The organism is Ruegeria sp. AB9 (assembly GCF_056542585.1).
Genome location: NZ_JBQGAA010000003.1, coordinates 176977 through 199053 on the forward strand (window position 1 = coordinate 176977; position 22077 = coordinate 199053).

Annotated in this window: 28 protein-coding genes; 13 read left to right on the forward strand and 15 right to left on the reverse strand. The window is 59.4% G+C overall.

The window, feature by feature from the left end; translation table 11 throughout:
- A complete protein-coding gene (gene rpoZ / locus ACR0K5_RS09910) occupies positions 1-354 on the reverse strand; it encodes a DNA-directed RNA polymerase subunit omega (protein WP_117869873.1) in 354 nt (117 codons plus the stop codon).
- Positions 355-448: 94 nt separating this feature from the next.
- Complete coding sequence (folK, locus tag ACR0K5_RS09915; RefSeq protein WP_480629543.1) at positions 449-1006, reverse strand: 2-amino-4-hydroxy-6-hydroxymethyldihydropteridine diphosphokinase; 558 nt, start codon at positions 1004-1006, stop codon at positions 449-451.
- Positions 1007-1159: 153 nt separating this feature from the next.
- On the opposite strand from folK, the gene ACR0K5_RS09920 reads away from it, so the two are divergent.
- The 7 genes from ACR0K5_RS09920 (at position 1160) to ACR0K5_RS09950 (ending at position 5658) form a co-directional block, all read left to right on the forward strand.
- The gene (locus ACR0K5_RS09920; protein WP_117869875.1) at positions 1160-1735 is read left to right on the forward strand and encodes a LabA-like NYN domain-containing protein; all 576 of its coding nucleotides are present in this window, start codon (positions 1160-1162) and stop codon (positions 1733-1735) included.
- 191 nt (positions 1736-1926) lie between these two features.
- The gene (gene ispH, locus ACR0K5_RS09925; protein WP_480629544.1) at positions 1927-2877 is read left to right on the forward strand and encodes a 4-hydroxy-3-methylbut-2-enyl diphosphate reductase; all 951 of its coding nucleotides are present in this window, start codon (positions 1927-1929) and stop codon (positions 2875-2877) included.
- Positions 2874-3326, forward strand: coding sequence for a DUF3429 domain-containing protein (locus ACR0K5_RS09930; RefSeq protein ID WP_480629545.1), 453 nt, complete (start codon positions 2874-2876; stop codon positions 3324-3326). The genes ispH and ACR0K5_RS09930 overlap by 4 nt, the downstream gene beginning before the upstream one ends.
- Positions 3323-3910 (forward strand): class I SAM-dependent methyltransferase, encoded by a 588-nt coding sequence (locus ACR0K5_RS09935; RefSeq protein WP_480629546.1) that lies wholly within the window; start codon positions 3323-3325, stop codon positions 3908-3910. The genes ACR0K5_RS09930 and ACR0K5_RS09935 overlap by 4 nt, the downstream gene beginning before the upstream one ends.
- Positions 3903-4370: a ribonuclease HI gene (gene rnhA, locus ACR0K5_RS09940; RefSeq protein ID WP_480629547.1), complete on the forward strand. Its 468-nt coding sequence runs from the start codon at positions 3903-3905 to the stop codon at positions 4368-4370. The genes ACR0K5_RS09935 and rnhA overlap by 8 nt, the downstream gene beginning before the upstream one ends.
- Complete coding sequence (locus ACR0K5_RS09945) at positions 4367-4990, forward strand: trimeric intracellular cation channel family protein (RefSeq protein ID WP_480629548.1); 624 nt, start codon at positions 4367-4369, stop codon at positions 4988-4990. Before rnhA ends, ACR0K5_RS09945 begins: the two co-directional genes overlap by 4 nt.
- A 65-nt stretch (positions 4991-5055) precedes the next feature.
- Positions 5056-5658 carry a COG3904 family protein gene (locus ACR0K5_RS09950; protein WP_480629549.1) on the forward strand — a complete coding sequence of 201 codons (603 nt, stop codon included), beginning with the start codon at positions 5056-5058 and terminating at the stop codon, positions 5656-5658.
- A gap of 1 nt (position 5659) precedes the next feature.
- On the opposite strand, the gene speB is transcribed toward ACR0K5_RS09950, so the two are convergent.
- The 6 genes from speB to def (ACR0K5_RS09980) form a co-directional block, all read right to left on the reverse strand.
- Entirely contained in the window at positions 5660-6481 is an 822-nt protein-coding gene (gene speB, locus ACR0K5_RS09955; RefSeq protein WP_480629550.1) for an agmatinase, read from the reverse strand.
- 61 nt (positions 6482-6542) lie between these two features.
- Positions 6543-6689, reverse strand: a complete 147-nt coding sequence (locus tag ACR0K5_RS09960; RefSeq protein ID WP_480629551.1) for a GlsB/YeaQ/YmgE family stress response membrane protein — start codon at positions 6687-6689, stop codon at positions 6543-6545.
- Between the two features lie 73 nt (positions 6690-6762).
- Positions 6763-6999: a hypothetical protein gene (locus ACR0K5_RS09965; RefSeq protein WP_480629552.1), complete on the reverse strand. Its 237-nt coding sequence runs from the start codon at positions 6997-6999 to the stop codon at positions 6763-6765.
- A 6-nt stretch (positions 7000-7005) separates the two neighbouring features.
- Positions 7006-7920 carry a methionyl-tRNA formyltransferase gene (gene fmt / locus ACR0K5_RS09970; RefSeq protein ID WP_480629553.1) on the reverse strand — a complete coding sequence of 305 codons (915 nt, stop codon included), beginning with the start codon at positions 7918-7920 and terminating at the stop codon, positions 7006-7008.
- A 2-nt stretch (positions 7921-7922) separates the two neighbouring features.
- Positions 7923-8417 carry a peptide deformylase gene (gene def / locus ACR0K5_RS09975; protein WP_480629554.1) on the reverse strand — a complete coding sequence of 165 codons (495 nt, stop codon included), beginning with the start codon at positions 8415-8417 and terminating at the stop codon, positions 7923-7925.
- Positions 8414-8932 (reverse strand): peptide deformylase, encoded by a 519-nt coding sequence (gene def / locus ACR0K5_RS09980; RefSeq protein ID WP_480629555.1) that lies wholly within the window; start codon positions 8930-8932, stop codon positions 8414-8416. Before def (ACR0K5_RS09980) ends, def (ACR0K5_RS09975) begins: the two co-directional genes overlap by 4 nt.
- A 94-nt stretch (positions 8933-9026) precedes the next feature.
- Between def (ACR0K5_RS09980) and ACR0K5_RS09985 the strand changes: the two genes are divergently transcribed.
- Positions 9027-10199, forward strand: a complete 1173-nt coding sequence (locus ACR0K5_RS09985; RefSeq protein ID WP_480629556.1) for a MalY/PatB family protein — start codon at positions 9027-9029, stop codon at positions 10197-10199.
- Positions 10200-10202: 3 nt separating this feature from the next.
- Positions 10203-10730, forward strand: a complete 528-nt coding sequence (locus tag ACR0K5_RS09990) for a L,D-transpeptidase family protein (RefSeq protein WP_480629557.1) — start codon at positions 10203-10205, stop codon at positions 10728-10730.
- Here the strand turns inward: ACR0K5_RS09990 and ACR0K5_RS09995 are convergent.
- Entirely contained in the window at positions 10727-11080 is a 354-nt protein-coding gene (locus tag ACR0K5_RS09995) for a hypothetical protein (RefSeq protein WP_480629558.1), read from the reverse strand. The two genes, ACR0K5_RS09990 and ACR0K5_RS09995, sit on opposite strands and share 4 nt — an antisense overlap.
- Positions 11081-11293: 213 nt before the next feature.
- On the opposite strand from ACR0K5_RS09995, the gene ACR0K5_RS10000 reads away from it, so the two are divergent.
- Entirely contained in the window at positions 11294-12283 is a 990-nt protein-coding gene (locus ACR0K5_RS10000) for a glutathione S-transferase family protein (RefSeq protein WP_480629559.1), read from the forward strand.
- Here ACR0K5_RS10000 and ACR0K5_RS10005 read toward each other — a convergent pair.
- Entirely contained in the window at positions 12265-12627 is a 363-nt protein-coding gene (locus tag ACR0K5_RS10005) for a response regulator transcription factor (RefSeq protein WP_480629560.1), read from the reverse strand. The two genes, ACR0K5_RS10000 and ACR0K5_RS10005, sit on opposite strands and share 19 nt — an antisense overlap.
- A 185-nt stretch (positions 12628-12812) precedes the next feature.
- On the opposite strand from ACR0K5_RS10005, the gene ACR0K5_RS10010 reads away from it, so the two are divergent.
- The 3 genes from ACR0K5_RS10010 to ACR0K5_RS10020 are packed head-to-tail and all read left to right on the forward strand — an operon-like array spanning position 12813 to position 15870.
- Positions 12813-13778 (forward strand): threonine-phosphate decarboxylase, encoded by a 966-nt coding sequence (locus tag ACR0K5_RS10010; protein WP_480629561.1) that lies wholly within the window; start codon positions 12813-12815, stop codon positions 13776-13778.
- Entirely contained in the window at positions 13775-14695 is a 921-nt protein-coding gene (gene cbiB / locus ACR0K5_RS10015) for an adenosylcobinamide-phosphate synthase CbiB (RefSeq protein WP_480629562.1), read from the forward strand. The genes ACR0K5_RS10010 and cbiB overlap by 4 nt, the downstream gene beginning before the upstream one ends.
- Before the next feature lie 11 nt (positions 14696-14706).
- Positions 14707-15870 carry a lytic murein transglycosylase gene (locus ACR0K5_RS10020; RefSeq protein ID WP_480629563.1) on the forward strand — a complete coding sequence of 388 codons (1164 nt, stop codon included), beginning with the start codon at positions 14707-14709 and terminating at the stop codon, positions 15868-15870.
- A 6-nt stretch (positions 15871-15876) separates the two neighbouring features.
- Here ACR0K5_RS10020 and ACR0K5_RS10025 read toward each other — a convergent pair whose 3' ends face one another.
- The 5 genes from ACR0K5_RS10025 to ACR0K5_RS10045 all read right to left on the reverse strand — a co-directional run bounded on the left by ACR0K5_RS10025 (position 15877) and on the right by ACR0K5_RS10045 (position 22072).
- Positions 15877-16215: an acyl-CoA thioesterase gene (locus ACR0K5_RS10025; protein ID WP_480629792.1), complete on the reverse strand. Its 339-nt coding sequence runs from the start codon at positions 16213-16215 to the stop codon at positions 15877-15879.
- Positions 16216-16437: 222 nt separating this feature from the next.
- Positions 16438-16788, reverse strand: a complete 351-nt coding sequence (locus ACR0K5_RS10030; protein WP_480629564.1) for a hypothetical protein — start codon at positions 16786-16788, stop codon at positions 16438-16440.
- Between the two features lie 53 nt (positions 16789-16841).
- Positions 16842-20297: a chromosome segregation SMC family protein gene (locus ACR0K5_RS10035; RefSeq protein ID WP_480629565.1), complete on the reverse strand. Its 3456-nt coding sequence runs from the start codon at positions 20295-20297 to the stop codon at positions 16842-16844.
- 141 nt (positions 20298-20438) lie between these two features.
- On the reverse strand, positions 20439-20834 hold the full coding sequence (locus ACR0K5_RS10040; RefSeq protein WP_480629566.1) for a hypothetical protein: 396 nt from the start codon (positions 20832-20834) through the stop codon (positions 20439-20441).
- 44 nt (positions 20835-20878) lie between these two features.
- Entirely contained in the window at positions 20879-22072 is a 1194-nt protein-coding gene (locus tag ACR0K5_RS10045; protein WP_480629567.1) for an aminotransferase-like domain-containing protein, read from the reverse strand.
- Between the last annotated feature and the right edge of the window lie 5 nt (positions 22073-22077).

Here is a 22077-nt window from a genome sequence, read left to right on the forward strand (position 1 = left end):
TTACCCCTGCCCTTGAGCCTCCATCAGAGCGCGCAGGAGCTTCTCTTCGGACATGTCGTCCATCGCGGGTTTGTCCGTCTCGGCACCCATCAGCAGCGCCATCTGATCTTCTTCAGGCTCATCAACTTCGATTTGCGTCTGGTTGGCTTCGATCAGGCGCTCGCGCAGTTCATCCGCGCTTTGGGTTTCGTCGGCGATCTCACGCAAGGACACGACAGGGTTCTTGTCGTTGTCGCGGTCAACGGTAATCGCTGCACCGGCGGAAATCTCGCGCGCCCTATGGGCGGCAAGCATCACCAGCTCGAACCGGTTTGGAACCTTGTCTACGCAATCTTCAACCGTCACGCGGGCCATTGGGCGCTCTCCGTTTCTGAATCCATGTCAGGAAGGGGTTTATCTAAGCGCGAATCCGCGCCTTGACAAGCAGGAAATGCTGCATTTGCACGGATCACAGCGCTGTGACCGCCTCAACCTCTTCCGCAGGAAGGGCCGAGATCATCTCGGAGACCGTGCGATCAAGAACCGGGTGGCGCCAGTCTGGCACGATATCGCCCATTGGCACCAGCACAAAGGCTCGATCCTGAAGACGTGGATGCGGCAACACCAACTGATCCGGCGCTTCCTGCCTTTGCGCCTCGGATGGTAGGGTCAGCCAGCGATCAAACATGGCGCGATCCGGCAGGACCTGGTCGCCGAAACAGACAAGGTCCAGATCTAGGGTTCGCATCCCCCAGCGCTGCACCCGTTCACGCCCGAACTCATGTTCGACCTCGTGCAGCACCTGCAACAATTGGGACGGAGATTTCTCGGTTGCAATCAGCGCCGCAGCATTCACGTAGTCCGGGCCAGCACCGGCTGGGAAGCACGGAGTGGCAAAAAAACGACTGACAGAGCGAATCACCACATCATGACGCAATAGTGCGTCAAGCGCGTGTTGAAGTGTTACCGCGGGACCATTTCCTCTCAAATCGAGATTTGCGCCCAGTGCAACAACAGCATTTGGCATAGATTTGCTCATGTGATACCCTACATTCGACCCATTGCATACTTGCGATAATCGACAGAAGTTCTAATTATAGACCTACCAGAGCGCGTCATTTTATCACTCACTCACTCACGTAACGCGGCGCGGTCTGGATTATACCGGAAGGGACTATTTATGTTTTATAAAGACGAACGGCTAGCGCTGTTCATCGACGGCTCGAATCTTTACGCCGCGGCAAAAGCACTCGGTTTCGACATTGACTACAAACTTCTGCGGCAGGAATTCATGCGCCGCGGCAAGCTGCTTCGGGCTTTCTACTACACAGCGCTGCTGGAAAACGACGAGTATTCGCCGATCCGGCCATTGGTTGACTGGCTGCATTACAACGGCTTCACCATGGTTACGAAACCGGCCAAGGAATACACCGACAGCATGGGGCGTCGGAAAGTCAAAGGTAACATGGATATCGAACTCACCGTCGATGCCATGGAGCTTGCACCGCGCGTGGATCATATCGTGCTGTTTTCGGGCGATGGAGATTTCCGCCCGCTGATCGCCAGTCTGCAGCGTCAGGGCGTGCGCGTGTCCGTCGTATCGACCATCCGTAGCCAGCCGCCGATGATCTCGGACGAGCTGCGTCGCCAGGCTGACAATTTCATCGAGCTGGAAGATTTGCGCGATGTCATCGGTCGCCCGCCGCGTGAAATGCCAACGGAACATCGCAGCGTCGCTGTAGCCAGCAACAGCTGATCAGGCAAACGCCTTTCATGATGGGACGAAATGCGCGCGGTCAGGACCTTGGTCCTGGCCGCGCTTCTTTAACTAGATACAGGTGCTGAAACACCTATCTATCTAGCAACGATTCGTGTCAGAGGAATGACGATGTCCTGTCTGGACCAAGGCCGGGAAAAGACTTACCTGTGCCCTAAGGAGACAGCCCAATGAAAAAGCCGCCACTGACACTTTACCTTGCCGCCCCACGCGGGTTCTGCGCCGGTGTGGACCGCGCCATCAAGATTGTTGAGATGGCCCTGCAAAAATGGGGGCCTCCTGTCTATGTGCGCCATGAGATTGTGCACAACAAATTCGTAGTCGATAGCCTTCGTGCCAAAGGGGCCGTTTTCGTCGAAGAGCTGCATGAATGCCCCGATGACCGCCCCGTGATCTTTTCCGCCCATGGCGTGCCGAAATCGGTACCTGCCGAGGCTGCCCAGCGCGAGATGATCTATGTGGACGCCACCTGCCCTCTGGTCTCCAAAGTGCATGTCGAGGCACAGCGCCATGCGGATGCAGGGCTGCAAATGATCATGATCGGCCACAAGGGCCATCCCGAAACCGTTGGAACCATGGGGCAGTTGCCCGAAGGCGATGTGCTGCTGGTCGAAACCGTGGAGGACGTGGCCACAGTACAGGTACGCGACCCGCAAAAGCTGGCTTTTGTGACGCAAACGACCCTGTCGGTCGATGATACCAAGGATATCATCGCAGCCCTTCAGGCCCGGTTTCCTGCCATAGTCGGACCGCACAAGGAAGATATCTGCTACGCCACCACAAACCGGCAGGAGGCGGTGAAAGCCGTGGCTCCGAAAGCGGATGCCCTGCTGGTTGTGGGCGCGCCAAATTCATCGAACTCACGCCGTCTGGTCGAGGTCGCCTCGCGCGAGGGGTGTCAATATGCGCAGCTGGTCCAACGGGCCACCGAGATCGACTGGCGGGCTCTTGAAGGTATTTCGACCGTGGCAGTAACGGCAGGCGCGTCGGCCCCGGAAGTTCTGGTGAACGAAGTGGTTAACGCTTTCAGTGCGTATTACGATGTCACCGTCGAGCCCGTCGAAACCGCCATAGAAAATGTCGAGTTCAAAGTCCCGCGCGTGTTGAGGCAACCGGCGTGAACGGAGTGCCTAAGGCACCGCTCTATCTAGGGCTGGCGGGGCTGATCCCGTTCATCTGGGGCGCACTGACTTATCTGAATGGCGATCTGAACGCCTGGGGTGCGCAGACTTTTGGCCCGCGCTTTGTGGGGCCTTATGTGCAGTTGTTCTATGGCTCGGTCATCCTGAGCTTCATGTCCGGTGTTCTATGGGGTTTTGCCACCAAAACTTCAGGCAGCAAAGCGGCGCTGTGTTATCTGCTATCCGTTCTGCCTGCCCTGTGGGCGTTTGCCATGACTGGCGGCGGGCCGGTCAATGCGGGCACCAATCTGATGTACGGGTTCGCCGGCGTGCTGCTGCTGGACGCCCTGTTTTCATACTGGCGGCTGACGCCGGTCTGGTGGATGCGGTTACGCGTTCTTCTGACCGCTGTCGTAATAGCCAGCCTTGCAGTCGGAGTGTACTTGTGACCGATAAACGTACAATCACCGCTTATACCAACAGGGTGGCAGAATATCTGAGAATTCCCCTGCCCCCAGAACAGCTTGAAGCCCGTCAGGCTTTCGCCGATGCGGTTAGCCCGGGCGGCTATGTGCTTGATCTGGGGTCCGGGCCGGGGTCGGACAGCAGCTTCCTGATGCGTCAGGGGCTGAAAGTTCGGGCGCTGGACGCCACGCCCGCCTTTGTCGAGCACGCCCGCGAAAACGGTGTGGACGCGCATCTGGGCACTTTTGATGATGTTACGGAAGTCGCCAAATTTGACGGTGTCTACGCCAGCTTTTCTCTGCTGCACGCGCCGCGCGCAGATTTTTCGCGCCATCTGAAAGCGATCCACAAGGCTCTGAAACCCAATGGGCAGCTGTTTCTGGGTATGAAACTGGGCACCGGTGAACACCGGGATGATCTGGATCGTTACTACACCTATTATACAGAGGCCGAGATCAAGGACGCCCTGCGCGACGCCGGGTTCACAATTGACCGCGTGGTCCATGGCATCGGCAAGGGTCTGGCCGGTTCGTATGACGGGTTTATTCTGGTGTTCGCCCATGCCTGATTTGTTTGCCTATACAGACGGAGCTTGTTCCGGCAATCCCGGCCCCGGAGGCTGGGGCGTGCTGCTGCGCGCAATGGACGGAGACACCGTTCTGAAAGAGCGTGAGCTGAAGGGGGGCGAGGTCGAGACAACCAACAATCGGATGGAGTTGCTGGCCGCCATCAGCGCGCTTGAGACGCTGGAGCGGCCATCGAAGATCACCATCGTCACTGACAGCGCCTATGTGAAGAACGGTGTCACCGGCTGGATATTCGGCTGGAAGCGGAACGGCTGGAAAACATCGAACAAGAAGCCGGTCAAGAATGTCGATCTGTGGCAACGTCTGGATGTGGCACAGGACCGGCATGATGTGACCTGGGAATGGGTCAAGGGGCACGCAGGCCATCCCGAAAATGAAAAAGCCGATGAACTGGCCCGCGCGGGCATGGCGCCGTTCAAGCCGAAAAAGGCACAGGCGTGACCGCGCTGACCCTGCTGGACTATGCGTCGGTTCTGATCTTCGCATTGACCGGGGCACTGGTGGCCAGCCGCGCCCAGCTGGATCTGGTGGGGTTTGCCTTTATGGCCTGCCTGACCGCCGTGGGTGGCGGCACAGTACGCGATCTTTTGCTGGACCGGCATCCGATCTTCTGGGTCGGCCAACCGGATTACATCCTGATTGCCGTCGCAGCGGCGGTGTTGGTGTTCTTTACCGCGCACCTGATGGAAAGCCGTTACAACTGGCTGGTCTGGCTGGACAGCTTTGCGCTGTCGGTTGCCGTTGCGGCCGGAACCGGCGCCGCGCTGTCGCTGGATCAGTCCGGCGTCATCGTCGTGTTGATGGGTGTGACAACCGGGTGTCTGGGCGGGCTGATGCGCGATGTGGTCTGCAACGAAGTGCCGCTGGTGCTGAAACAGGGCCAGGTTTATGTCTCTTGCGCATTCGCGGGCGCATTGACGACGGTTCTTGCTGTTGGGTTGGGTTTGGAACCCGTACTTGCGTTGAGCCTCTGCGCCCTTGTGTGCTGGGCATTGCGGGCCGGGTCACTGGTGTTCGGCTGGCAACTGCCTGTTTACAAAGGCCGCCCGCCACGCAACTGAGCCTATCGGTGGACGCAGCGGAGGCGTGCTGATACCTCTAGGGAAAGCACAGCCCGGAGGCCAACGTGTCCTTTAGACTTACATCGATTGCAGCCTGTCTGGCTCTGCTTGCCTCATGCGGTGCGTACTATACTCCTGTCACCTTTGTTGCCCAGGGCGACCAGATCATCGCCTCGGGCACGATTGACGAAACAACGCTGTCTGCCTTTGAGGAAATCACCGCCGAAAACCCCGAAGCACGCACCCTGGTGCTGCAATATGTCGAGGGATCGGTGGATGATGACGCCAATGTCATTTTCAGCCGCGAAGTGCGCAGGGCCGGGTTTGATACCGTCGTTCCGTCAAATGGTCTGGTTGCCAGCGGTGGCACCGATCTGTTTCTGGCCGGAAACCGCCGCATGCTGCAGTCCGGGGCTTGTGTCGGTGTGCACAGCTGGGCCGGTTCGGGGCTGGTTGCGACTGAATTGCCCGAGGATGGCCCCGAACATGACCGGTATCTCGACTATTTCAAAGATATCGGCGTGGATGAGGAGTTTTACTGGTACACTCTTTTCGCCGCCCCGGCCGATAGTATGCACTGGATGACCGCCGCCGAGGCGAACCGTTTCGATATGACCACAAGGGGTGCCCCGGCCCTTGGCTCGGCCACGGTCTGCGACGAACGATAAGTTAGCTGCTTAGCAAGCGCGCGCCGATTTCCTTGACGAATTTCGCGGCCACCATTGCGGTCATTCCATGGGGGTCGCGATGTGGGTTGAGCTCGACAATATCTGCCCCGACCAGTTGACCTTCGAAGCGGTGAATCAGGTTTATGACCTCGCGCGTGCTCAGCCCGCCTGGTTCGTGGTGCGAGACGCCCGGTGCAAAAGCAGGATCCAGAGCATCCAGATCCAGTGACAGGTAGACGGGGCCATCAAAGGATATCTGCTGGTCGGGGCTCCAGTTGCGCATGTCGATCACTTCGACCCCAAACTTGTCGGCTTGTTCGCGCTGATGAGCGTTCATGGTGCGGATGCCGACCTGTACCAGCCGCTTGACCGGGCAGTTCTCCATCACCCGGGCAAAGGGGCAGCCATGACCCAGCGGACCGATGTCCTGTTCGTCGTACAGATCGGGGTGGCTGTCGATGTGCAGGATATTCAGCCCTTCGTACCTATCCGCATGGGCCTTGATCAGCGGAAAGGCCACGGAATGGTCCCCGCCCAGCGACAACAGGCGCGCGCCGGTCGCGATCCGCTTGGTTGCTTCGGCCTCGATCCGGTCTATTGGCTCCTGCCCGCGCATTTCGAACACATCCAGATCGCCGGTATCCCGGAATCGGGCGCTTGCGCCCAGATCAGTGCCATCCTCAGCCGTCAGGTTGGCCGCGCCGGAATGCAGCGCCTCGCGGATGCGTCCGGGGGCGAAGGCAGGGCCTTGCAGGAACGAAGAATGCAGATCCAGAGGAATGCCCATCAGAGCGACATCACCCGGCTTCAAATCGTGTTGCATCGACGTTCTCCATAATCGCTTCGAGGCGATCTGGCCGGAGAGATGGCCCGAGGTCAAGGGGTCAACGGCGCAGGTAGGTCTGCCAAACCCAGATCACCAGCAACGCGCCAAGGACCGCCCCGATAAAGCCAGACAGCCAACCTCCGTCGGGTATTAGGAACCCCAGCAGGATCCAGCCAATCATCCCCCCGATGATGCCGATCAGCATGGTCGTAGGGATTAGCCAGAAGAGCAGATATTCAACCACCGCTTGGATTATGATAAAGGCGACGATGGGCAGGTCATTTCCTCCAATGGGTCGGCACGATGATCAGCGCTCCAACGGACGAAATCACCGCATCCAGACCCGGAGGGCCAAAGCTGATACCAAACATGATGCGCACGAAGTAGAACAGAAACGCCCCGCCCACACAGATGATGATGGATTGCAAATAGCCGTTGTGAGTAAAACCGGTTGTTTCGGACAGATATCCGACGATCCCGGCAATCACGACAGTGCCCATCATCACCATGAACATATGGCTTTACTCCGAAGACAGACGGGTGCCGATTGGGATTGACCAGCCCCGCAGAAACGTTTCCCTATCCTGCGCGCCTTTGCCTGCCCTTTGCAAGCGCAGCAGCTCGACGGCGCCCTGCCCGCATGCCACGTACAGATCGTCGTTCAGAACCTCACCCGGTGCGCCCTGCCCTTCGGCCAAACGTGAGGCGAGAAGTTTTATCCGGTTGCCTTCGATCTCGGTCCAGGCGCCAGGAAAAGGCGACAGACCGCGGATGTGTCTGTCGACTTCGGTGGAGGGGCAAGACCAATCAATCCGCGCCTCGGACTTGTCGATTTTGGCGGCATAGGTGACACCAATCTCGGGCTGCGGTTCAGGCGTCAGGCTCGGCAGTTTTACCAATGCCTCAACAATCAGAGCCGCGCCCATCTCTGAAAGCCGGTCATGCAGTTCCGCGGTGGTTTCCTCGATCCCGATATCGGTGGCCTGGCGCAGCAGAACGGGACCGGTGTCAAGCCCGGCCTCCATTTGCATGATGCAAATGCCTGTCTGGGCATCGCCTGCCATGATCGCGCGATGGATCGGCGCCGCGCCGCGCCAGCGCGGCAACAGACTGGCGTGAATGTTCAGGCAACCATGGGTCGGCGCATCCAGAACAGGCTGGGGCAGGATAAGACCATAGGCTACAACCACCGCCAAATCGGCGTTCAGCGCGGCAAACCTGTCCTGTTCTTCAGCCGATTTCAGCGAGGTTGGATGACGCACGTCCAGACCCAGCGCGTCGGCGCGAGCGTGAACCGGCGTTGGGCGGTCTTTCTTGCCCCGCCCCGCGGGGCGTGGTGGCTGGCAATAGACGGCGGCGATGTCGTGCCCCGCCTCGACCAGCGCATCCAGAATCGGCACCGAGAAATCCGGAGTTCCCATGAAAACAACGCGCATCTTTATCCCTGCTTTTTGGCTTTTCGAAGCAGCATGTCGCGTTTGACCTTGCTGAGCCGGTCGAAAAACATCCGCCCGTGCAGGTGATCAATCTGATGCTGAACGCTGGTCGCTTCGATCCCGACAAAATCGCGACGGTCCACCATGCCTTGTTCGTTCAGGAACTTCACTGTCACCGCGCGCGGACGTTTGATCTTGGCCGACACGCCGGGCAGGTTCGGGCTGGCCTCTTCATGTTCACGCAATTCAATCGAGCTGTGCAGGATCTCAGGGTTTGCCAGACGCACCGCCTTGCCGCGTTCGGCTGACCCATCGACCACGGCCAGACGCAACATCACTCCGATCTGCGGCGCGGCAAGGCCAACGCCCGGCATCGCCTCCATCGTGTCAATCATGTCATCCCAGATGGTGCGGATTTCATCGGTGATTTCGGTCACCTCATCCGCTTTGGTGCGCAGGCGCTTATCGGGCCATGGCAGGCAGGTGCGGACGGTCATGCGCGCGCCCGTTCGCGTTTGAGCTTTTGCATCTTGCGGGTGATCATCTGCCGTTTCAGCGGTTTGAGATAGTCGATGAACAGCTTGCCGTTCAAATGGTCGATCTCATGCTGCACGCAAGTGGCCCAGAGCCCGTCAAATGTTTCCCGGTGAAGCTTGCCGTTTTCATCTATCCAGGTGACATCGACCACTTTGGGGCGGGTCACTTCAGCATATTGATCGGGAATGGACAGGCACCCTTCCTCGTAAACGTTGGTTTCGTCCGAAGATGCGATGACCTCAGGATTGAACATAATCAGAGGGCGCGGTGTTTCACCCTCTTCCTTGACGCAATCAATCACGATCAGCCTATCCAGCACCCCGATCTGCGGCGCGGCCAGGCCGATGCCGGGCGCGTCATACATGGTTTCCAGCATGTCGTCAGCCAGTTTGCGCAGTTCGTCCGTGAGGTCGGCCACGGGCGCGCAGACCTTCTTCAGGCGGGGGTCGGGATGGATCAGAATATTGCGTTTCATGAGGCTGATTTAGGCTATCCCGCCCTGCGCCGCAACGCCCCCCTTGCACCTGCCCGAATTGCGGTTAGCTTTCGTCCAACAGAACGGAGCAGACATGACTTTCAACGACCTGATCGACCGCCGGGGCACCAACAGTTCCAAATGGGACAAAATGGAGATGCTGTACGGCGTTTCACCCGAGGGCGGGCTGGCCATGTGGACGGCAGATTCCGATTATCAAACAGCGCCTTGCGTGATCGGCGCGGTGCGCAAGGCAGCGGATCATGGCGTGTTCGGCTATTCCTGGATGCACCCGGATTACCTGGCTTCGGTCCAATGGTGGATGAAAACCCGCCATGGCTGGGAAATCGACACCGATTGGATTCTGACGACCCAAGGTCTGGGCAACGCAATCGCACTGTCGCTGGATGTCTGGACGGAGCCGGGTGACGGCATCGTGATCTTTACCCCCGTTTACCATGAGTTCGCGCACAAGGTGAACAAGTCGGGCCGCCGGGTTGTGGAATGCCCGCTTGTACGGGAAGGTGATAGTTATGGGCTTGATCTGGAGGACGCCCAGTCGCGGTTGGACGGGTCCGAGAAAATGCTGCTGTGGTGTTCGCCGCAAAACCCGTCGGGTCGGGTCTGGTCGACCGAGGAACTGCGAGCTGTAGCAGCGTTTGCCGAACGCAACGGCTTGATACTGGTGTCGGATGAGATTCACCACGATCTGGTTTATCCCGGTGTCAAGTTCGTGCCGATGGATGTGGCAGCCCCGGATGCACGACCCTGGACAGTAACGCTGACCGCGGCCTCGAAGACCTTCAACATCGCCGGACAGCGCACTGGCAACATGATCATCCCCGATCCCAAACTGCGCGCGGCCATGAAGCATCGGCTGCAGACGCTGGATTACGACCCCAGCGCGTTGGGTGTAGCGATGATCACTGCCGCCTACAGCCCCGAGGGGGCCGAATGGGTGGACGCTCAGATCGCGCATCTGGACGGCAACCGTCGTCTGTTCGATCAGACCATCGCCGAAATTCCTGGCCTGTGGTCGATGCCGTTGCAGGCAACCTATCTGGCCTGGGTCGATTTCTCGGACACCGGCATGGATCACGCTGAATTTGTCCGCCGTCTGCGCGAGGACGCGCGAATTGCAACCTCGTCAGGCCCCGGCTTTGGCGCAGGTGGGGAAACGTTCGAACGATTCAACCTTGCCACGCAACGGGCGCGGGTCGAGGAAGCCTGCGCCCGACTGAAACAGGCCTTCGGGGATCTACAGTAAGACATGCGGTGGCTGGGGCTGATTGGTCTCGCTTTGTTGATCGCGGGTGCTGGCTGGTTTGGCTGGCACCGCTATGCCCCGCGCCCACCAGCCCCTTCGCTGGCGCCCGAGGCCACACGCATTGACCACATCCTGATCGAAAAATCTGCCCGCCGCCTGACGGCCACACTGGGCGGTGCAGTGGTGTTGCAGGCCAACGTCGCGTTGGGCTTTGCCCCGGACGGGGACAAACAGATCGAAGGGGACGGAAAAACACCAGTCGGTCTGTTCAAGATTGATCGACGCAACCCGAACAGCGCCTTTCACCTGTCACTTGGAATCGACTATCCCCAACCAGATGACGTAGAACGCGCGCGTCAGCAGGGCACGGACCCCGGAGGAAATATCTTCATCCATGGTCAACCCAACGGCGTGGTCGGAGTTTCTCTACCCGGAGACTGGACGTTAGGCTGCATTGCGCTGTCGAATGCCGAAATGGAACAACTTTGGAGCCTGACAGAAACCGGGACGACGGTGGAAATCCGACCTTAATCCTCGTGCCCCAGCAGGGCAATCGGCGCATCCGGCGCGCGATAGAAATCCAGCGGAGCCTTGTCATGGGCTGCGGTGCTGCGCTTGAACTCATACCGCATCTCACCGCCTTCATCCTCATCCGCGACGATCAGGCATTGGTAGAGGTGGTTGGCCCCGTCATAGATATCAACGAGCCCACGCAGGCGCGGCGTAGTCTCAGCTTCAACTGTAAAACCATCTTTCCACAATTTGAGGATTTTGTAGGTATTGTCGCCCATTTCCACCCGTAAACGGCTGGCTTTCTTCAACGTGGCGATTCGGGCCGCGTCCAACTCGGCGCGTATTTCCTTTGAAACATAGGTACTCATTAATCCGTTCCCCCGTGAATGACTTCTATTGTGCGGGAACAGTTGTAAAAATCCAGTGAACCACGTCACAGACATGCGATCTATCTGAGGGTTGTTGCACAGAAATCCCGGCTTCGACTGTGCGGGGACGCAGGGCTTTTGCGCGGGCGCTCGCATAGGAAGACGCCAGGTCCGGGCCTATCTTTGGCAAAATACTTATGCGGAGGAAAAGATATGGGGCTGTTGGTCGACGGAACTTGGCACGACACCTGGTATGACACCAAATCCACTGGCGGAGCGTTCAAACGCAAAGCCGCACAGTTTCGGAACTGGCTGACAGCTGATGGCAGTGCAGGTGCATCAGGAACGGGCGGGTTCAAGGCGGAAGCCGGTCGCTATCACCTCTACGTCAGTCACGCCTGCCCGTGGGCGCATCGCACGCTGATTTTTCGCGAGTTGAAAGGGTTGAGCGGTCTGATCCCGGTCTCGGTCGTGCATCCTGATATGCTGGACAAGGGTTGGACCTTTGAGAAAGACGATCACGGCGCCACAGGTGATGATCTTTATGGGTTGGACTTTGCGCATCAGATCTACACTAAAGCCGATCCGAATTACTCTGGTCGTGTCACGGTGCCGATTCTTTGGGACAAAGAGCACGAGACCATCGTGTCGAACGAAAGTTCCGAAATCATCCGCATGTTCAATTCGGCCTTCAACGGGATCACAGGCAATACTGATGACTACTGGCCCGAGGCGATGCGGGATGAAATCGAAGAGGTCAACACCCGCATCTATTCCGATGTGAACAACGGTGTCTACAAATCCGGTTTTGCCACCTCGCAAGCGGCTTATGATGCCGCTGTGGGTCCGTTGTTCGACACGCTGGACTGGCTAGAGGATCGGCTGTCCCGCAGCCGGTATCTGATGGGAGACCGGATCACCGAGGCCGACTGGCGGCTGTTCACCACTCTGATCCGGTTCGACCCGGTCTATCACCTGCATTTCAAGTGCAACAAGCGGCGTCTGGTCGATTATCCGAACCTATGGGCCTATACCCGTGAGCTGTATCAGTGGCCCGGTGTGGCCCCCACGGTGAACATGAACCACATCGTGCGCCACTATCACTTCAGCCATGACAGCATCAATCCGCACCGGATCATCCCGACAAACCCTGTGCTGGACTATGCAGAACCGCATAGCCGCGATCAGCGACCAGCAGCGTAATGCTCGACCATCGCCGCCAGATCCTCTGGCGGCGTTTCGCTTTGCACGTAAGCACACGCGTTCGGGCTATGGGCAAAGATCGACCCGTCCGAGAAGAAGGTGGTATTGGTGACAAAGATCACCCGCGCCCCGGGGCGGCGATAGCTGGCGAAATCGGCCACGGCCAATGCGCTGCCGGTTTCCAGCACCAAATCCAGCACGATGATTTCAAAATCCGTGCCATATAACGCAAGAATGGCGGCCTCCTGCGTCTCGACCAGCGTGACCTCGGCGCCTTGCCTTTCCAGATGTCTTTTCCAGACCCGACCCAGGCCGGGATTACTCTCAACAATCAGAACTTTCATTTGCAACAACCTCGGCACTTGATATGGTGAGTGGTGCCGACCCCCGTGGTCCGTGATCTCGTTATTTCCTTAACAAAGTGTTAACAGCGACCCTACAGGTCCGTGAACGGGCGGATTTGCTTGTGTAAGAGGCAAAAATCCGCTTGAAGCACGCCAAAAGCGGTTTTTTCTCGCAGAGTGAGCAGATGAGCACATTGGATCATGGCCCAGACCCACGCGCAGTTCGCGACCACGGCGGCGGGCTGGACAAGGCGATTGTGAAATACGGCGGGCAACGCACCGACTGGATCGATCTGTCGACCGGCATCAATCCGCACGCCTATCCAATTTCGGGCCTGACTGCCGCAGATTGGACCGAATTACCGGATCACGGTGCCTTTGAACGGCTAAGCAGTGCAGCGCGCCAGTTCTGGACTGTGCCGGACGGTGCAGCGATCCTGCCCGCGCCCGGAGCGTCGGCCGTTATCGCGCGTCTCCCCGCGCTTGCCGCGACGGGCACGGTGCAGATCACACCGCCTACCTACAACGAACACGCCGCCGCCTTTTCGGCGCAGGGGTGGAATGTTCAACCACAAGGGCCGTGTGACGCCCGCGTTATCGTGCACCCAAATAACCCCGACGGACACATCTGGCAGAAAAGCGACGTCTCAGCGCCGCTGACCGTAATTGATGAAAGCTTTTGCGACGTCATACCGGACGCGTCTTTAATCCACCTGGCAGACCGTCCCGGCGTGATCGTGCTGAAGAGTTTTGGTAAGTTCTGGGGGTTGGCCGGGATGAGGCTAGGGTTTGCTATCGGGCAGTCTGACCTGATCAACCGCCTGAACGATCTGACCGGGCCGTGGTCTGTGTCAGGCCCCGCCTTGCGGATTGGAACTCAGGCCCTGTCAGACACCGGCTGGGCAGACGCCACACGTGCGCGCCTGGATGAAGAGGCCGCTCGACTGGATGTGCTGGCAATGGCCAAGGGTGCAGAGGTCGTTGGCGGCACCAGCCTGTTCCGTCTTTACAGAGTGGATGATGCCGCTAAATGGCAGGACCAGCTGGCGCGGTCGCATATCTGGAGCCGCATCTTTCCCTATTCGACGACCTATTTGCGCCTCGGGTTGCCGCCTTCAGACGGCTGGGATCGGCTGGAGGCCGCCCTGTGAGCCTTGGCCTGATGCTGGTCGTTGCCATGTGTCTGGACGCAGCACTGGGAGAGCCCGACTGGCTCTGGTCGCGCGTCAAGCATCCGGCGGTGATGATCGGCAACCTGATCGGCTGGCTGGATAACCGTCTGAACCACGGGGCCGCCCGTCGGACGAAAGGGGTGGGCGTGCTTGTCCTGCTGGTCTGCGGTGCATGGGGGGTTGGCTGGGCTTTGTCCCTGTTCGGGTCCGTGGTTGAAATCCTGCTTTGCGCGATCCTGCTGGCGCAGAAATCGCTGGTTGCGCATGTCCGCGCGGTAGGTGACGGGTTGCTTACCTCGCTGACCGAGGGTCGTGCACAGGTGGCCATGATCGTCTCACGCGACACGCGTGACATGACCGAGGCGCAGGTGGCACGCTCAGCCATTGAAAGCGCGGCCGAAAACCTCAGCGACGGGGTCATCGCGCCTGCGTTCTGGTTTCTGGTAGCGGGGTTGCCGGGGCTGCTGGTCTACAAGGCGGTAAATACTGCTGACAGCATGATCGGCTATCGCAACGAAAAATACCGTGACTTCGGCTGGGCTTCCGCCCGGTTCGATGACCTGCTGAATCTGATCCCGGCTCGTCTGACCTGTGTACTGATCGTGGCACTCTCTGGCGAGCGGTCGCGATGGCGTGAGATTGTGGAAGATGCGCGCCGTCATATCTCGCCCAACGCGGGCTGGCCCGAGGCCGCCATGGCCCGCGCGCTAAACGTCGCCCTCGCTGGCCCGCGCAGCTATGACGGGAAGCTGCGGAACCTGGCCTGGGTCAATGGCGATGCGCCGCGCGAGATCGGAGCGTCAGAGGTTTTCCGCGCATGTCACATGCTTTGGGGCGTTTGGGGGCTTGCGCTTGGGCTCGTGTCAGTGTGGGTTATGGTCAAACTGGTTTTCTGACGGATCCCTTCATGCGTTTTCTTTCCGGCCTGATCGCCGCCGCTCTGTTTGCCTCTCCTGCCCTTGCCCAGTGTGGCGGCGGTTTCAATTCCTTCATCAAAGAGTTGAAGGCCGAGGCCGTGCAGCAAGGCTTTGACAAATCCACCGTGAACGCGTTTTTCAAAGGTGTGCAGCAGGATAGAGCCGTGCTCAAGGCTGATCGGGCGCAGGGCGTGTTTCAGAAACCGTTCATCGAGTTTTCGCGCCACCTGATCTCGGCCAACCGGATTGAGCGTGGTCAGGCGATGTCGCGGAAATACGATGCGGTATTTGACCGGATCGAGCGTGAATACGGTATCTCGCGCGGGGTGCTGCTGGCCTTCTGGGCGTTCGAGACCGATTACGGATCGTTCCAGGGCGATTTCAACACCCGCAATGCGCTGGTGACTTTGGCCCATGATTGTCGCCGCCCCGAACTGTTCCGTCCGCAGATATTTGCCGCCATTGAGCTGTATCAGAATGGTGATTTCGACCCGGCCCGCACAACGGGCGCGTGGGCCGGGGAAATCGGTATGGTCCAGATGCTGCCGCAGGACATTCTGGAAAACGGTGTCGATGGTGACGGTGACGGGCATGTCCGCCTGAAAACTTCGGCCCCCGATGCGCTGATGTCCGGGGCCAAGATGCTGTCACATTTGGGCTGGCGAGCAGGCGAACCCTGGCTGCAAGAGGTCACGGTGCCCGCGCAGATGGATTGGTCTCTGTCGGGGCCCGGCAAGCCCCGTTCGGTGGCGGAATGGCAGGCAATGGGCGTGCAGGCGCGCAATGGGTCTCTGGCGAAACTCCCCGCCTCTCTGATCCTGCCGCAGGGGCGCAACGGCCCGGCTTTTCTGGCCTATCCGAATTTCGACGTTTATTTCGAATGGAACCAGAGCTTTGTCTATGTTCTGACCGCCGCCTATTTCGGCACGCGTCTTGAAGGCGCACAGATTTACGACGCGGGCAATCCGGAACAGGGGTTGTCGGGCGCGCAGATGAAGCAGTTGCAAAGCAAATTGCAGGCCAAGGGCTATAATGTTGGTAAAATCGACGGCATTCTGGGCGCCGGGACAAGGGCCGCCGTGCAGGCGGAACAGGTGCGACTTGGATTGCCCGCGGATGCGTGGCCAACGGCAGAGCTGTTAAACCGCCTATAGGTTGCTTTAGCCGTTTTCAAACACAGGGCGTGGCACACCGGATTCGTCCAGAGCGACAAACACGAAATCTGCATCCGTTACCTTTTGGCCATTGTCGGATTGCCTTGGGCGCGCCCAGACATCCACATGAACGCGCATGGATGTGCGTCCAACATTCACCAGCGTCGCATAAAGCGTCACTTCGTCACCAACCTTGACTGGCTGCAGAAACTGCATTGCCTCGACGGATACTGTCGCTGTTCGCCCCTGCGCCACGCGCGCTGCCATATTACCGGCAGCCAGATCCATCTGTGACATCAGCCATCCGCCAAAAATATCACTTGCCGGATTGGTATCTGCGGGCATCGCAATCGTGCGAATAACCAGAACGCCTTCGTCCTGCTGTCGGCCATGCGATCCGCGTTGTTTTCCCAGAGCGAGCCGGTTGTTGGTGTCTTCTGTCACAAATTCAGTTCCTTGATGAGCCATCGGCTGACACGGTTATATGTTCGGTCTGCAAGCTCTTTTACCATAATGAAGAGATTACCTGTTTTGCGCTTTAGAGTGGGGCCTTGATCACCCAGCGCTTTATTCCGGACGAACCGGATACCGGTTCCCTTTCTGATCAATCAGGATCAGCCGCTCTCCGCTGCGCACGTACAGATCGCACCGGCTGAACCCGTTGCGATAAGCAATACAGACGCTACCGTCATCGGCGATGGAATAAGTCCCAAAGGCGGCGTCTCCACTGGCGTAGGTGTAGGAATAGGCCCCCCCGGCCGAGAATTTCGCCTGCCCATCATCGTAGAAAGTCAGTGTTCGGCCTGCCAAAGCGTCAAGCTCTGCGGTTGTCAGGGGAATGTCCCCTGATTTGACAGGCCAGTCGGCGGCAAAGGCCGGGCTGGCGGCGATGAGGGCGGGGATCAGAAAGCGCGTCATGTACCCAAGTTAGCGCGATAAAGCCGCAACCGTCATAAATTTGCGGTGAGCGGTCAGGCGACCATCTGTTCGGCCTTCTTCAGATCAACTGAGACCAGTTGGCTGACGCCCTGTTCCTGCATGGTAACACCAAACAGGCGATCCATCCGCGCCATGGTCACCGCATGGTGGGTGATGATCAGGAAACGCGTGTCGGTCTGGCGGCACATCTCGTCCAACAGATCGCAGAAACGGGTGACGTTGGCGTCATCCAGCGGCGCGTCGACCTCATCCAGCACGCAGATTGGCGCTGGGTTGGCAAGGAAGACACCGAAAATCAGCGCGGTGGCTGTCAGGGTCTGTTCACCGCCAGATAGCAGGCTGAGGGTCGAAAGCTTCTTGCCCGGCGGCTGGCACATGATCTCAAGGCCCGCATCCAGCGGGTCGTCACTTTCGACCATGACCAAGTTGGCCTCGCCACCGCCGAAGAGATGCTTGAACAGCATCGCGAAGTTCGAGTTCACCTGTTCGAACGCCGTCAGCAGACGCTCGCGCCCTTCGCGGTTGAGGCTGGCGATGCCGCTGCGCAGGGCTTTGATCGCCTCTTCCAGATCGGCCTTTTCGCTGCTGAGCGTATCGAATTCTTCCTGAACCTCTTTGCTGTCTTCTTCCGCCCGCAGGTTCACCGCACCCATCGCGTCACGCTGCCGTTTGTGGCGGTTCACCTCAGATTCCAGAGCATCTGCTGCCGGCATCTGGTCGGGGTTCACATCCAGCTGGTTCAGCAATTGGTTGGGGGTCAATTGCTGATCTTCGGCAATTCGTTCAGCTGCCGCGACAACGCTTTCCTTGGCTGCATCACAGCGCGCCTCAGCCGCAGCACGGCTTTCGCGCGCTTCCGATGCAAGACGCTCCGCTTCCCGCTCTGCCAGAACAACTTCGCGCTGCTGAGTCTCGGCCGCGGCCAATTTATCGGCGGCTTCTGCACGCCGTGCTTCGGCGGCTTCGATCAGTTCGTTCAACTCTTCCCGCGCTTCGGCGATTTCGCCGGGAGCGGCCATCGCCTCGGTCAGCTCCTCTTCCGAGCTTTCCTTACGTTCAGCCAGTTCGGAAATCCGCTTTTCTGCCGTTTCCAGACGATGCCGCCACCCGCTGAGGTCTTTCGTGACCTCCTGCGTACGACGCGTGCGCGCATCCCCTTCGCGGCGCAACTCATCATGGGTCGAGCGGTGGGTCAGCATGGTGATCCGCGCTGCCTCAACAGTTTGTTTGATGTCCTCAACCTCGGCGCGGGCGTTGTCGAGATCACCAAGATCGCTCAAGGCACCTTCGGCCTCACGCAGCTGCGCACGGGCGGACATCGCATCTTCTTTGTGTCGATCGACGGCCAGAGTCAGGGTTTCAAGCTTGCCCTGCGCCAGATTGCGATCCGCTTCGGCTCGACTGAGCAGTCGTGCGGTTTCGGCCATGCGCTGATCGGCAGCGCGGCGGGCTTCGCGCGCACGGCGGTCGGCTTCGGTCACGTCTGCCAATTGCTGAGACAAAGCTTCATGCGCGGCACGGGCACCATCGGCCTGCGCCTCAGTTCGGGCGAGTTCCTGTTTCAGGGCCTCGAGTTTGTTCAGTTGTTCCAGCCGCAGCGCTGCTGCACTGGGAGCATCCTCTGCCCAAGCACGGAACCCATCCCAGCGCCAAAGGTCGCCCGAACGCGACACAAGCCGTTGACCCGGTTTCAACGACGCCTGCAATCGGGCGCCCTGATCCGCGTCCACCAATCCGATCTGAGCAATTCGGCGGCTCAGGCGATCCGGCCCCGAAACATGAAGGGCCAGAGGGTCGGCCCCTTCAGGCAATGGCTGGTCGCTGTCATATCCTGCAACCTGCACCCAGCCAGAGGGCCCATCGCCCTCGACCAGAGGCGCGCGCAGATCGTCGGCCAGTGCTGCGCCCAAGGCCTTTTCATATCCCGGCTCCACGCGCAGCAGATCCAGCACCTGGCCACCCTCGGCCGTATCACGCTCCACCAGCTTGGCCAGCGCCGTGGTTTCGGCCCGGATAGCACCCAACTCGCCTTCCGCCTCGGACCGTTGCGCCCGCGCCTCAGCCTCGCGCCCCTGAGTTTCATTGCGCAGCTCATCCGCTGCGGCAAGGGCTTCTTCAGCGGCCTCTGCCGCCTCGCGGGCTTCTTCCTCGCCTTCCTGGGAAGCCTCAAACGCCTCGCTGGCACGGGTCAGCGCCGTTTTGGCCTCGTCCACGGCCAGCCGGGCTTTTTCTTCTTCGCCCTCAGACCGGGCTAGTGTTTTGCGGCTGTCTTCCACAAGACGCTGGGCCGACTGGTGCCGGGCGACAAGGCGGGCCATATCCTCGGTTTGTTGCGACAGGTGGTCTTCGCGCTCCTGCAGGATCGACGCCGCCTCGCGGGCGATTTCCGCCGCCTCGGCTACTTTCTCATCATGGCCCTCGGCGGCCTTGGCCAACTCGCGCGCTTCCCACTCCAGCCGTTCGATCATCTCACCCGCGTCACGGTTCAATCCTGTTTCGCGTTCGATATCGTTGCCCAGTTGCTGGATTCGGTTGGTCAGCGTCTCAATCGTTTGACGCGCGCGGGTTTCCTGATCGGACAACTGATCGCGCTGCACCTGCTGGCGTTGCAGCACTGCGGCGGCGATGGCCTCTTCCTCGCGCAGTGGCGGCAGGGTTTCCTCAATTTCGGCCCGTTTCGCGGCAGCCGCACGGGCTTCGGCCTCGGCACGGGAGGCTTCGGTGATCCGTTCACGCAGCTTTTCTTCGGCCTGCTGACGGGCCATGTCCGCCTCTTTCCAGCGCCGATAAAGCAACATCCCCTCGGCCTGACGCAGCAGCTCGCCAATTTCGCGATAACGTGCGGCTTGACGCGCCTGACGCGCAAGCTGGGCCAATTGACCGCCCAATTGTTCCAGCACGTCATCGACGCGGGTCAGGTTGGATTCAGTGCCTTTTAGCTTCAGCTCCGCCTCATGGCGGCGCTGATAGAGGCCCGAGATCCCGGCGGCCTCTTCCAGAATGCGGCGGCGGGCGCGGGGCTTGGCGTTGATCAGCTCGGCAATGCGGTTCTGGCCAACCAGCGCGGGCGAATGCGCCCCGGTCGAGGCATCGGCAAACAGCATCTGCACATCGCGCGCACGGACGTCCTTGCCATTGGTCTTGTAGGCACTGCCCACGTCGCGGGTGATGCGACGCACGATTTCCAATTGATCGCTGTCATTGAAACCTGACGGGGCAAGGCGTTCCGAGTTGTCCATAGTCAGGACCACTTCGGCAAAATTACGCGCCGGGCGGGTGGCGGCACCGGCAAAGATCACATCTTCCATCGCCCCTCCGCGCATGGACTTAGGGCGGTTTTCACCCATCACCCAACGCAAGGCTTCCAGAAGATTGGATTTGCCGCAGCCATTGGGACCAACCACTCCGGTCAGCCCGTCCGCAATGATCAGATCGGTCGGGTCCACGAAGCTTTTGAAGCCGGTCAGTTTGAGTTTGCTAAAGCGCAATGGCTGCTCTTGGTATGATTCCTATGGATAAGAAGTCTGCGCAAGGGATGGGGGAGGTGTCAACGTGATTGCGCAGGATATGGGCTATTGGTCCGAGTTATCCACAATATCTTGGCGAATCTACGCGCAAGATCGCGTATCTCAGTAGGGCGTGCATTCAAAGACCTGATAATCATATCCGCTGGAATAGCCGTAGCTGACGCATTCATAGGGTCGGCGAAGGAGCGCACCGAAAATCAGCTTTTCCCCCAACTCGCGGTCGCAGCCCAGTACGCCAACAGTGACGGCCGCGTCGCCCACCACGTCCAGCAACGGACAGCCCGACACATGCTCCATCGCCAGTGCGGCTCGATCGCGGATCGGGCCGAGGCGTGGCGCGTATTGTGCGTTTACACGTACGGCCTCGGCCAGTTCATTACGCACGCGCACGTCAAAGATGCTGCCATTCACCGCAACGCGTGTTGCGGGCAGGTCGCGAAAATAGGGCGTGCCGCCCGAACACGCGGCGAGGAACAGGAAGGCAAGCACTCGGATCATGCCGCCTTTCTAGCGGCAATATGATTAACGAATCCTTTCCCGTTTCAGGCGCGCAAGACGTCTCCCAGCCGACGGATACCCTCACGGATCGTCACCTCATCAGAATTCGAGAAACTGAGGCGGATGGTATTTGCCCCGCTTCCGTCCGGGAAGAACGCCTGCCCCGGCACAAAAGCCACTTTCACCGTGTCCAGTGCCCGTGCCAGCAGGTCAGACCCGCTGGTCCCAGCAGGCAGCGTCGCCCAGATGAACATGCCGCCCTCGGGCCGCGTCCATTCTACCCCGCCCGGCATATGTTGTTCCAACGCGTCCAGCATCGCATCGCGGCGGGTTCTGTAAACATCGCGCACCTTGGGGATGTGGGTGTCAAAACAAGCCTGCGCTACTTGATGCACGGCCATCTGGTTGATGGTCGCGGAATGCAGATCGGCCGCTTGTTTCAGCAGAACCATCTGAGAGATGATTGGCTTGGACGCAACAACCCACCCCATGCGCAACCCAGGTGACAGAGTTTTCGAGAAACTGCCGCAATAGATCGTCCGACAGTTTTCGATCGACCCTTTGCGGGCCTGTTCCAAAGAAAGCATCGGTGGGATCGGATCGCCATCGTAGCGCAACGCCTGATAGGCTCCGTCCTCGATCACCGCGCAGTCCAGATCGTCGGCCAGATCCAGCAGATCCGCCCTGCCCTGCAAATCCACGGTCTCGCCTGTCGGGTTGGCAAAATCTGGCGAGAGGTAGGCGAACTTCACCGCTCCATCCCCGGTTGCTGCCTTGTATTCCTCCGCGCCAAGATTGCCATTGAGCCGGTCAAAGCGCGGCTCATAGGCGTTGAACGCAGCAAGCGCGCCCAGATAGGTCGGCCATCCGACCAAGGCCGTATCGCCGGGGGACAGGAACAGCTTGCCCAGATAATCCAACGCCTGTTGTGAACCCGATGTGATCAGGATGTTGTCGATATCGCACTCCACCCCGATCTCACGCATGTGCTGCGCCAGCCACTGCCGCAATGGGACATAGCCTTCGCTGACCGAATATTGCAGCGCTTGCGCTTGCATATCCGGCCCCAGCGCCTGTTGAAACGCCTGAGCAAATGCATCGGCGGGAAACAGAGCGGGGTCGGGAATTCCGCCGGCAAAGGAAATGATGCCGGGCTGGTCGAGCAGCTTTAGCAGTTCGCGAATTTCTGATGCCTTCATCCGGGAGGCCCGGGTGGCAAACAATGGGTGTTGGGACATGAGGC

Bases quoted from the DNA above. Each gene is read 5' to 3' on its own strand.
- ACR0K5_RS10030 (WP_480629564.1), bottom strand. From the start codon at position 16,788: ATGACGCGCTTTCTGATCCCCGCCCTCATCGCCGCCAGCCCGGCCTTT.
- def (WP_480629554.1), bottom strand. From the start codon at position 8,417: ATGACCGTCCGCACCTGCCTGCCATGGCCCGATAAGCGCCTGCGCACC.
- ACR0K5_RS10040 (WP_480629566.1), bottom strand. From the start codon at position 20,834: ATGATCCGAGTGCTTGCCTTCCTGTTCCTCGCCGCGTGTTCGGGCGGC.
- ispH (WP_480629544.1), top strand. From the start codon at position 1,927: ATGAAAAAGCCGCCACTGACACTTTACCTTGCCGCCCCACGCGGGTTC.
- fmt (WP_480629553.1), bottom strand. From the start codon at position 7,920: ATGCGCGTTGTTTTCATGGGAACTCCGGATTTCTCGGTGCCGATTCTG.
- ACR0K5_RS10045 (WP_480629567.1), bottom strand. From the start codon at position 22,072: ATGTCCCAACACCCATTGTTTGCCACCCGGGCCTCCCGGATGAAGGCA.
- rnhA (WP_480629547.1), top strand. From the start codon at position 3,903: ATGCCTGATTTGTTTGCCTATACAGACGGAGCTTGTTCCGGCAATCCC.
- speB (WP_480629550.1), bottom strand. From the start codon at position 6,481: ATGCAACACGATTTGAAGCCGGGTGATGTCGCTCTGATGGGCATTCCT.
- ACR0K5_RS09995 (WP_480629558.1), bottom strand. From the start codon at position 11,080: ATGAGTACCTATGTTTCAAAGGAAATACGCGCCGAGTTGGACGCGGCC.
- ACR0K5_RS10020 (WP_480629563.1), top strand. From the start codon at position 14,707: ATGCGTTTTCTTTCCGGCCTGATCGCCGCCGCTCTGTTTGCCTCTCCT.
- ACR0K5_RS10000 (WP_480629559.1), top strand. From the start codon at position 11,294: ATGGGGCTGTTGGTCGACGGAACTTGGCACGACACCTGGTATGACACC.
- ACR0K5_RS09985 (WP_480629556.1), top strand. From the start codon at position 9,027: ATGACTTTCAACGACCTGATCGACCGCCGGGGCACCAACAGTTCCAAA.
- folK (WP_480629543.1), bottom strand. From the start codon at position 1,006: ATGCCAAATGCTGTTGTTGCACTGGGCGCAAATCTCGATTTGAGAGGA.
- def (WP_480629555.1), bottom strand. From the start codon at position 8,932: ATGAAACGCAATATTCTGATCCATCCCGACCCCCGCCTGAAGAAGGTC.
- ACR0K5_RS09965 (WP_480629552.1), bottom strand. From the start codon at position 6,999: ATGTTCATGGTGATGATGGGCACTGTCGTGATTGCCGGGATCGTCGGA.
- ACR0K5_RS10010 (WP_480629561.1), top strand. From the start codon at position 12,813: ATGAGCACATTGGATCATGGCCCAGACCCACGCGCAGTTCGCGACCAC.
- rpoZ (WP_117869873.1), bottom strand. From the start codon at position 354: ATGGCCCGCGTGACGGTTGAAGATTGCGTAGACAAGGTTCCAAACCGG.
- ACR0K5_RS09920 (WP_117869875.1), top strand. From the start codon at position 1,160: ATGTTTTATAAAGACGAACGGCTAGCGCTGTTCATCGACGGCTCGAAT.
- ACR0K5_RS09990 (WP_480629557.1), top strand. From the start codon at position 10,203: ATGCGGTGGCTGGGGCTGATTGGTCTCGCTTTGTTGATCGCGGGTGCT.
- ACR0K5_RS10005 (WP_480629560.1), bottom strand. From the start codon at position 12,627: ATGAAAGTTCTGATTGTTGAGAGTAATCCCGGCCTGGGTCGGGTCTGG.
- ACR0K5_RS09960 (WP_480629551.1), bottom strand. From the start codon at position 6,689: ATGCTGATCGGCATCATCGGGGGGATGATTGGCTGGATCCTGCTGGGG.
- ACR0K5_RS10025 (WP_480629792.1), bottom strand. From the start codon at position 16,215: ATGCCCGCAGATACCAATCCGGCAAGTGATATTTTTGGCGGATGGCTG.